The sequence below is a fragment of the Falsiroseomonas oryziterrae genome (assembly GCF_021864505.1).
GTDB classification, from domain to species: domain Bacteria; phylum Pseudomonadota; class Alphaproteobacteria; order Acetobacterales; family Acetobacteraceae; genus Falsiroseomonas; species Falsiroseomonas oryziterrae.
Window position 1 is genome coordinate 1 of record NZ_JAKJIB010000456.1, and the last position, 2,531, is coordinate 2,531.

Sequence of the window (2,531 nt, forward strand, 5' to 3'; positions counted from 1 at the left end):
GCGCGCGCTGCTGGAGCGGGAGGTGCTGCCGGCCTGGCTGCCGTTGCGGCGCTGGTTCGCAGGGGCGTCGCTCGGCGGCGCCGGCGCGCATCTGGCGCTTGCGGTGCTGCTGCCGGCGCCGGCGGGCGAGCTGCTGGTCTGGGCCGAGGTCGAGGCCGCGGGCGTGCGCTGGGCGGTGCCGCTCGCGCGCATCGGCGAGGAGGAAGGCGCGAAGCCGGCCGGTCAGCTTGCGCTCGCGCGCCTCCGGCACGGCGCCCGCGTCGGGCTGCTGACCGATGCGGCCGCGACCGAGCTGTTCCCGCGCGCCGTGCTCGCCGCCTGCCGCGGCGGAGAGCACCTGGCCACGCCGGAGGGCGAGATCCGTTTCCTGGGCTCTCCTGCCCTCGAGGCGCTGGACCTGCCCGAGGCGCCGGAGGTTCGGCGGCTCGGCAGTGAGCGGACGAGCAGCGCGATGATCCTCGGCGAGGCCGCGGTGCTGAAGGTGCTGCGGCAGGTCGTCCCCGGCCCGCACCCGGCCGCCGAGATGGCGCGCCATCTCGGCGCGATCGGCTACGCCGCCACGCCGCCGCTGCTCGGCGAGGTGGTGCGCGCTGCGCCCGACGGCACTGCGCACACGCTCATGCTCCTGCACGGCTTCGTCCGGAACCAGGGCGATGCCTGGTCCTGGACGCTCGACTGGCTCGCCCGCCATGTGGACGAGGCGGCGCTGACGGAGGCCGAGCCGGAGGATCCGCTCGGCGGCTACCGGCCGCTCGCCGAGGCGATCGGGCGACGGCTCGGGCAGCTGCATCTGGCGCTTGGCCGGCCGAGCGACGATGCGGCCTTCGCACCGGTCCCGCTTGACCCCGCTCATGGCGCGGCCTGGGCCGAGGAGACGGCGGCGGAGCTCGACCGCACCCTCGAACTGCTCGCCCGGCCGGGGCGCCTGCCGCCCGGGCCGGACGAGGCCGCCGCCCGCCATCTCATCGCGCATCGCGCCGCGCTGCTGCGGGCCCTGCGCCGCCTCGCGCCACAGGACGGGACGCTGCACCTGACGCGGCTGCACGGCGAATTCCACCTCGGCCAGGTCCTCGTCGCGCCAGGGGACGCGATCATCCTCGACTTCGGCGGCGATCCGGCCCGGAGCCCGGCGGAGCGCCGTGCGAAGGACTGCGCCCTGCGCGACGTGGCCGGGCTGCTCGCCAGCCTCGAATACGCGGCCGCGGTGGTGGTCGCCACCGAGGAGAGCGGGACCGCGACCGCCGCGCCGACCAGCCGACGGGCTGCGCTGATCTCCGCCTGGCGCGAGGCCGCCGGCGAGGCCTTCCTCGGCGCCTACCGGGACGCCTGGGAGGCCGAGGCGGGGCGACTCCCGGCAGAGGCGGCGAAGGCGCTCGACCTCGCCCGAATCGCCACAGCCGCCCGGCAGCTCAGGGAGGAAATGGCTGCGCGCCCGGCCTGGATCGGGGTGCCGCTGCGGACGCTGGAGAGCCTCGCTGCGAAGCTTCTCCGCGAAGGCGGATAGGGTCCGCACAACCGGCGGCTGAAATTTCACGTTGACGTGACTAACGTATACACTTAGACGCGATACCGCCGCCTCCCATTCGCGTGAGCGACGGGGGCGGTGGCGTCGCGGATGAGCCCGCGCGCGACCCGGCACCGCCGATGGCGGTGCGAGGGGTCGCGGAGATCGGGCTCCCCTGTTTCCGGACCGGTGCCGGGCGGACCGATCTCGGTCCGGGTCCGGTCCACCCCGCGGCGTCCCTGACGAACCAAGACCGGCCAGGGAGCCAGCGAATGAACCGGAATACCTGCCTGCATCGCGCGTGGAGCGCGCACCCGGCGCGTGAGTGCCAGCTTCGGCTCGGCCTGGCCGGGGAGTGCCGCGCATGACGGTGAACGTCCTCGTGCGCGGGCAGAGCAACGCGCTCCTCTTCTCCGACCGCGGCGGCCTCTGGGGCATGGTGGCCGAGCTCGAGCAGCAGCTTGGCACCGACATCAACCCGATCTTCGGCTGGGGCGACTACAACACGCCCACGATCAATAGCGGCACCGCCTTTACCGCCTGGGACACGGGCGGCCAGCAGGCGACCATGATCGACGCGCTGCGTGCGCTGCCGGACGAGGTGAAGGCGAACCCGACCATCACCCTCTGGATGCACAACGAGTACGACCAGTCCTCCGGCGTCTCGACCGAGGAATGGATGCGCGAGGTGCGCGCCGACGCCGAGCTGGTGCGCGATGCGCTCGGCCAGGACGCCGCGACGACGCCCTACGTCTTCGTGCCGGTGAAGTATCCCTATGGCGACCTAACGGCCGTCCATGAGGGGATGAAGGCGCTCGTCGCGGACGGGTCCTTCAACGCCTCGCTCACCGACGCCGCCCTGTCCTTGCAGATGGCCGGCGGGCCGGAGGCCGGGACCGGCAGCTCGCACATGAGCGATGCGGAGGCGAAGGCGCTCGGCTCGATGCTCGACGCGGTCCTCGCGCCGATCGTGCAGGCGCTCGAGGCCGGTGCGCCCGTCCCGGCCCCCAGCGCGCCCGCCCCGGCC

The 2,531-nt window shown here is 74.2% G+C and carries 2 protein-coding genes; both read left to right on the forward strand.

Translation table 11 applies throughout. The features are described 5' to 3' along the window. Positions 1-1,504: putative maltokinase (locus tag L2I40_RS21820; protein ID WP_237217361.1), on the forward strand; the 1,504-nt coding region annotated here is incomplete at its 5' end. A gap of 364 nt (positions 1,505-1,868) precedes the next feature. Continuing rightward, on the forward strand, positions 1,869-2,531 hold a 663-nt coding region (locus L2I40_RS21825; protein WP_237217363.1), incomplete at its 3' end, for a hypothetical protein.